8 protein-coding genes are annotated in these 6,107 nt (G+C 67.6%); 3 read left to right on the forward strand and 5 right to left on the reverse strand.

The genetic code is table 11. The annotated features are described in order from the left end of the window. Positions 1-10: 10 nt before the first annotated feature. Entirely contained in the window at positions 11-568 is a 558-nt protein-coding gene (locus AB4061_RS08870) for a cupin domain-containing protein (protein ID WP_441632819.1), read from the reverse strand. Between the two features lie 89 nt (positions 569-657). Then, positions 658-1,578 (reverse strand): LysR substrate-binding domain-containing protein, encoded by a 921-nt coding sequence (locus tag AB4061_RS08875; RefSeq protein WP_441632821.1) that lies wholly within the window; start codon positions 1,576-1,578, stop codon positions 658-660. Between the two features lie 120 nt (positions 1,579-1,698). Between AB4061_RS08875 and AB4061_RS08880 the strand changes: the two genes are divergently transcribed. The 3 genes from AB4061_RS08880 to AB4061_RS08890 all read left to right on the forward strand — a co-directional run bounded on the left by AB4061_RS08880 (position 1,699) and on the right by AB4061_RS08890 (position 4,190). Continuing rightward, positions 1,699-2,394, forward strand: coding sequence for an FMN-dependent NADH-azoreductase (locus AB4061_RS08880; protein ID WP_441632823.1), 696 nt, complete (start codon positions 1,699-1,701; stop codon positions 2,392-2,394). Between the two features lie 170 nt (positions 2,395-2,564). Further along, positions 2,565-2,978 carry a copper resistance protein CopQ gene (locus AB4061_RS08885; protein ID WP_441632825.1) on the forward strand — a complete coding sequence of 138 codons (414 nt, stop codon included), beginning with the start codon at positions 2,565-2,567 and terminating at the stop codon, positions 2,976-2,978. 222 nt (positions 2,979-3,200) lie between these two features. Then, complete coding sequence (locus AB4061_RS08890; protein WP_441632827.1) at positions 3,201-4,190, forward strand: VTT domain-containing protein; 990 nt, start codon at positions 3,201-3,203, stop codon at positions 4,188-4,190. A gap of 15 nt (positions 4,191-4,205) precedes the next feature. Here AB4061_RS08890 and AB4061_RS08895 read toward each other — a convergent pair whose 3' ends face one another. The 3 genes from AB4061_RS08895 to AB4061_RS08905 all read right to left on the reverse strand — a co-directional run bounded on the left by AB4061_RS08895 (position 4,206) and on the right by AB4061_RS08905 (position 5,848). Next, positions 4,206-4,907, reverse strand: coding sequence for a hypothetical protein (locus tag AB4061_RS08895; RefSeq protein ID WP_441632829.1), 702 nt, complete (start codon positions 4,905-4,907; stop codon positions 4,206-4,208). Positions 4,908-5,027: 120 nt separating this feature from the next. Further along, positions 5,028-5,705: a DUF1177 domain-containing protein gene (locus AB4061_RS08900; RefSeq protein ID WP_441632831.1), complete on the reverse strand. Its 678-nt coding sequence runs from the start codon at positions 5,703-5,705 to the stop codon at positions 5,028-5,030. 5 nt (positions 5,706-5,710) lie between these two features. After that, entirely contained in the window at positions 5,711-5,848 is a 138-nt protein-coding gene (locus AB4061_RS08905; RefSeq protein ID WP_441632833.1) for a hypothetical protein, read from the reverse strand. Between the last annotated feature and the right edge of the window lie 259 nt (positions 5,849-6,107).

Genomic DNA, 6,107 nt, shown 5'->3' on the forward strand with positions numbered 1-6,107 from the left:
CATCAGCGCATCAGTGTTGTGGCGCAGGGGCGAGCCGCGCGATCAGTGCGGCATGGCGCGGGTGCGATGCCAGCAGGCTGCCGGCATCGGCCAGCTCGAACTCGCTGAACTCAAAGCCCGGCGCCACGGTGCAGCCGACCAGCGAGAAGCCATCCGGATCGCTGCGTTCGGCGGCGAACCAGCAGCCAGCCCTGACCACCGCCTGGAACACCGCATCGTCATCGGCGAGCGCGTTGCCCAGCCGGTGCGTGGTGAGGCTGCCGTCTTGCTCCAGTACATGCACGTTGAGCGGGCAGCCCGCGTAGAAGTGCCACACCTCGTCGGAGCGGATGCGGTGCCAGGCGGAGTAAGCGCTGTCGCACAGCAGGTAGTAGATCGCGGTGGAGGCGGCATGTGTGGCGGGATTGCCTGCCCCTTCACGCGACAGATGCGACACACGCGACACGCGCGCGCCGTCGCGATGGGTCTCGCGGTAGTAGCCGCCTTCCGGATGCGGCTGCAGGCCGAAGCGCTGGATCAGCTGGTCTTTGTCTTTGTCTTGGTGTTGCGAGTCAGGTTGGGCAGGCATGCGCGGCGCTCCGGGATCGGTAGCCGCCATCATGCCCGCTTGCCGGCGCGGTAAGCAACCAGCAACCACGCGAAAGCTACTCCGCAGGCTCAGCGCATCGCGTTATCCGCCTGCGGACCGATCCACGCGCGCACGGCACGCACCGCGTCGTCGTCGCGCCGGTGTGCCGGGTAGACCAGGTAATAGCCGTCGCCCTCGATGGCCGGGCCGCAGGGCTGCACCAGCGCGCCGCTGCGCAATTCTTCCGCCACCAGTGTCAGGCTCAGCAAGGCTACGCCCTGGCCGCCAAGCGCCGCGAGGATGGCGTGGGTCTCGTCGGAAAAAACGGGGCCGCTGGCCGCATCCAGCCGGTCCAGGCCGGCCTCCTGCTGCCACAGGGCCCAGGTTATGGGGCGGCGCGCGTGGCTGCGCCATTGGTGGTGCAGCAAGGTCTGGCGGCGCAGCCCCGCGGCGCTCTTCACGCCTAGCAGCGGGCTGCAGACCGGGGCAAAGCGCTCACGCCATAGCAGCTCGGCGTCCAGCCCGCGCCATTTGCCGCTGCCGTAGCGGATGGCGGCGTCGGCGTGGCCCGCATGCAGGTCCACGGCATCCAGCGAGGCATGCACATGCAGGTCGAACTCCGGCGCCACGGCCCGCAGCCTCGGTGCGCGCGGCAGCAGCCAGCGTGCGGCGAAGGCCGGTGTGGCCGATACCGTGAGCGTCTTGCGCGATGGCGGCGCGCGCAGCTTACCCACGGCCCGCTCCAGCGCATCAAAGCCCTCCCGCGTGCCCGGGTACAGTGCGGCGCCGTGCGCGCTCAGCACCAGCCGGCGCGGCAGGCGCTCAAACAGTGTCACGCCAAGCACCTGTTCCAGCAGCCGCAGCTGATGGCTCACCGCCGTCGGCGTGACCGACAGCTCTTGTGCGGCGTGCTTGACGCTCAGGTGCCGCGCGGTGGCTTCGAACGCGCGTAGCGCGGTGAGCGGCGGCAGGCGGCGGGGTGTGGTTTCAGATGAGAAATCTTCAGCCATGAGGCGGAGAAAGGATCGGTTGTGAGCAGACTATGGCGAGTCTACATTGCCATCACCCTCAACCGCATGTGCTGACCCATGAGAACGGCTCAGGCATGACCAACCGCAAATGAGAACAACATGGCTCACCTCCTGCATATCGACGCCAGCGCCCGCCCGGGACGCTCCGGCACCGACGCCCACGGCTCGCACACGCGCCGTCTCTCGCACCGTTTCGTCAGCCTCTGGCAAGCGGCGCGTCCCGCGGACACGCTGACTTACCGCGATGTGGGCCAGCAACCGCCCGCGCCGGTCAACGCTGACTGGATCCGCAGCGCCTTCACGCCGAGCGCGCGGCGCGAGCGGTGGATGGATGCGGTGCTGGCCGAAAGCGATCGCCTGGTTGCGGAAATCGAGCACGCCGACGTGCTGGTGATCGGCGTGCCGATGTACAACTTTGGCGTGCCTGCGCAGCTCAAGGCGTATATCGACAATATCGTGCGCGTGGGCAAGACCTTCGGCTTTGATCGAGAGCGCGCGGGCGAGCCTTACTGGCCGATGCTGGCGGGACGCGGCAAGCAACTGGTGCTGCTGACCGCGCGCGGCGACTATGGCTACGGTGGCCGCCTGGCCCGGCTCGACCATGTCACCCCGGCGTTGCGTGCGGCGTTCGGCTACATCGGTATCGATGACGCGTTGGAGGTCGCTATCGAGTATGACGAGTTCGGCGGCGAGCGGCTGGCTACCTCGATTGCGCAGGCCGAGGTGCAGGTGGAAGCCGCAGTTGCCACGGCGATGCGGCGAATGACCTGCGAGGCCGCGGCCATGCAGCCCTGAGCCCCGTGTGGTCTTTGCGCGCGGCTCGCACGCATCCAGTGTGTGCATCCACAGCGCGCTTCGCCGCGTATCTGGTTTAACCGCGCGATTCACGTGTGGCCGGACCAGCGCAAGGCGCTGCTCCCCTGCAAGCCAGCCGCGATCCGCCGATCGCCCAGAAGGAGATTGCCATGACCCGCCATTTCTTCAAGTCGTTGATGACTTCGGCCGCACTTGCCGGCATTGCCGCCACGGCGGTTCCGGCGCAAGCCGCTGGCCCCAAGGACAGTGCCGTGTCCGGGGACCGCTACGGCTACGTCTTCCATGCGTCGCGTTTCGATGTCTATAGCGATGGCGCTCGCCTGGACCCGGCCGCCGCGCCGGCGATGGGCGCGGACGCCAGCCGCCTGCGCAAGCCGGATCCGTTCTCGGACGGGGCGCAAAAGCTGGCTGGCATGGACCGCGGCGGCGTTTCAGCGGACCCGGCGCGCACGGTCGATCCGTTCCAGGACGGGGCGCAGAAGCTGGCCGGCATGGACCGCAGCGGCCCTTCCGCGGATCCGGCGCGTAGGTTCGACACCTATCAGGACGGCGCGCATGCCTGACCATCGGAGCGATAACCGGGGTGATCGCCAGGGTGATAGCCGAAGTGCTGGCCTGCAGCCTCGCAGGCGCCTCGTTCAGGGTTTTTGACGTTCGCATGCAAGTCAATGCACTGCACCGCGCCGCCTTGGTGGCACACTACTGCCTATGCCCGCCGGCGCGAGCATCCTCGCTCGCGCCGATTACCTTGAAGGGGCGAAAACGGCCATAGTGCGGAGACCGGTGTGGGTGAATTGCAGTCCTTGCTGGAGAGCCACGGCGTGATGCTGGTGTTTCTCAATGTGCTGGCCGAGCAGGCCGGGCTGCCGGTGCCGGCCGTTCCCATGCTGTTCGTTGCCGGCGCGCTCGGCATGCGCGAGAGCGGCCCTGCGCTGGGAGCCGTGCTGGCGGCCGTTATCCTGGCCTGCCTGATTGCCGACACGGCCTGGTACTTCGCCGGCAAGCGGCTCGGGCAACCCATGCTGCGCACCATCTGCCGCGTTTCCATCTCGCCCGACAGCTGCATCCGCCAGACCCAGTCGCTGTACCTGCGCGTGGGCCCGCGCTCGCTGGTGTTCGCCAAGCTGCTGCCAGGCGCGGGCGCATTGTCCACCGCCATGGCCGGCATGACCTCCACGCCGTTCGCGGTGTTCCTGTTCTACGACGCCATCGGGGCGCTGGTGTGGGCCGGCGGCGCGCTGCTGGTTGGCGTGGTGTTCACCGATTTTGTCGAAGTCATCCTGAACGCCTTCAGCACTTATGGCCCGGTGGCCGTCATGGTGGTGTTGGGCGCATTCGCCGCTTTCGTCGCGTGGAAGTTCTGGCGGCGCGTGCGCCTGTTGCGCCGCACCCGGCGTGTGCCCCGCATGTCGGTGGGGGAACTGGAAGCGCGCCGGCTAGGCGATCGCTTCCCGCTGGTGCTCGACGTGCGCAGCGACGCGGTGGAGCGGATCCCCGGCGCGATGATCATCGACCTGAATGCGCCGCTGGAATTACTCTCCGAGCATCCGACCAGCATCGACATCGTGGTTTACTGCGCCTGCCCGCATGAGGTGTCGGCAGCGGTGCTGGCGGAACGCCTGAAGGCGGCCGGCTACGCCAATACCTGGGCGCTGGCCGGCGGCTTCGACGAATGGAAGCGCCTGCATGGCGAGGCATCGCAGGCCGCTGCCATCGAGGACGATGCCGCAGCGGCGCTTGCGCCACACACGGGTGGTCCCGGCGCGCTGCGCTAGCGCCGCACGACGGGGTCAGCAGCCGACCCAGTAGGCGTAGCCCACCAGCCGGTCGCCGAGGAAATACAGGCGGTACTGGTCGCCGTCGCCGTCCAGCGTGTAGAGCGTGGTGTAGGCGAGCTGTTCGAGCGGGTCGCCCTCGTCGCGGTCGGACGGGCTGCGTACCTTGCCTGGCGCCTCCGCCATCTTCCAGCGCGGGTTCTTGCGCATGGCCGTGTTGAGCTGCGCCAGCGTGGAGGCCGCGGTAATGTCCTGGCTTTCCAGCTTGAGCGTCAGCCCGGCCGGGATGCCGTGCAGCGCGCGGATCACGGCGTCGCCGCTGCGGCCCACTTCGATCAGCGCATCGGGGTAGTGGTAGTGCATCAGGTGCTCTTCGTCGAGCGCCGTGCCGCATTCATCCTGGTTGGGCGTGATGTCCGGCGGCTTGCCCCACGCCGCCTGCACGTCCGCCATGCTGGTCAGCCCGCGCAGCGCGACCAGCGGGCGGGCCAGCGGCGCGGGCGCAAAGCTGGGCCCGTCGTCCGGCTGGGCAGCATCGTCGGCGCGCGTTGCCTGCGCATCCGATGCGGCGGCGGCGGCGGATGAGGATGTGGCGGAGGTGGCCGGCGCCGGTTCATTGCGTTCGCAGCCAGGCAGCGCGGCTAGCGCGGCGCAGGCGGCGAGGGTGGACAGGCAGCGGGACAGCGCGGGGCTGTCGGTGTCGTTCAGGCGGAGCATGTTGCAAGAATAGCCGCTAAGGCGGCGACTACGTCAGGAGCGCAACCATACACTGAAGCGCGCCCGCTGAGAATGCCCGCGTGTGGCTTGCCGCACGTCCGGGCACCGCCGCGCCTGGTTTCAGTGCGCCGCGCCGGCGCGCTGGAAACCTGTCATGTCGGGATAGATCGCGCGGATCTTGCCCCATTCCACCACGTTGAAGAACTGGCACTTGCCCGCGCCGAAGCGCTTGGCCACTTCCACGCAGAAGCGCACCGCTTCGGCGATGTCGATCTCGTGGTTGGCGCTGGTGGCGCTGCCCGAGACCACCGACTGCGCCGTCAGCGCCACGCCTACCACCGGGGCGGCGGTGGCCACATGCGGCTGCATGATGCTGTTGAAGTGGTACAGGCCGTTGTGATAGGGCGTGATGTCCTGCTGCGAGATCGGGAAGGTCACTGCCGGGCAACCGGTGGTGGATTCCATCGCCGCCACCAGGTCCGGGCTCACGCGCAGGATATAGCCCTGCATGGCGGTGGGCGAGATCGCAAAGCCGCGGTGCTTGATGATGCTGTTGCCCTTGGAGGCATCGAGCGACAGGATCGCGTCCATCTCGGGCAGCACCTGGTACGCGTTCATGGTGTCCGACGACACCGGCATGCCCATGAACGGCACCGGATCGTGCGGCTGCATCGACACGTTGGTGGACAAGTGCGTGGTCACGATGACGTCGCCGGCCAGGTGGTCGCCCTTGTGCTTCATCGGCGCCAGCTTGAGCGCCACGGCCAGGCTGCCGATCGGGCCGTCCGCATCGGACACCAGGCCTACCAGCTCCGGGCGCTGACGACGTCTACCGTTACGCCGGCGGCGGTGTAGGCGTCGAACAGTTCGCGGACAACTGCGCCGTTGGCGTTAGGGCTGTCCAGGGCTTCGTGGATGACCAGGGTTTGTTGCAGGGGCATGGGGTTCTCCTTGGATTGGGTGGGTTGAAGCGAACTTCAAAGTCAACTTCAAAGGCCTAAGGTCGAAGGCTTAAAGTCAAAGGCTTAGAGTCAAAGGCAGTTTCACCACCTCTGCGGGGCGGCGACCTACTTTCTTGTCTTGCCAAGAAAGTAGGCAAAGAAGGCGCGCCGGATGGGGCGACTACCCCCTCGGGCTTCGACGAAAAGAGCGGCCGGGACCCAAACTCGTATCGCCTTAGGGCGATACTCAGACATGGGT

The sequence above is a fragment of the Cupriavidus sp. YAF13 genome, from assembly GCF_052113425.1.
Lineage (GTDB): Bacteria > Pseudomonadota > Gammaproteobacteria > Burkholderiales > Burkholderiaceae > Cupriavidus.